General features: G+C 59.3%; 1 protein-coding gene. It reads right to left on the reverse strand.

Features of this window, described 5'->3' with window-relative positions; translation table 11 throughout:
* Positions 1-2: 2 nt before the first annotated feature.
* Positions 3-332 (reverse strand): MaoC family dehydratase (locus EN874_RS32730; RefSeq protein ID WP_127428858.1); only part of this gene is annotated, 330 nt, incomplete at its 5' end.

A 332-nucleotide genomic window follows, 5' to 3' on the forward strand; every position in this document is an offset into this window, starting at 1 on the left:
ATCTAGATCGCCTGTATCCTTCCTAGCTGATTCGTGACCGTGCCTTCGAGATGCGTGAGGTCGCCGTTCAGGCTCGGCTTCCAGTAAGCATCGTGCACCCGCCAGCTCATGACGAGCGTGTCGCCCGCGTGCGCGGCCTTTTTCAGCTTGATGTCGAACTCGAGTCCGAGCGGTTGCGCATAGGTTGAAAAATGTGTGGCGAGCAGCGCCATGAAGTGCGCGGTAGGCTGCGTGCCGGATGCGATAAGACCGCCAAAGCGGCTTTGCGCGGCATACGCTTCGTCGTGATGCAGCGGGTTCAGGTCGTTGACGAGCGTGGCGAATGTTTTCAC

The organism is Mesorhizobium sp. M1D.F.Ca.ET.231.01.1.1, from assembly GCF_003999155.2.
Classification (GTDB): domain Bacteria; phylum Pseudomonadota; class Alphaproteobacteria; order Rhizobiales; family Rhizobiaceae; genus Mesorhizobium.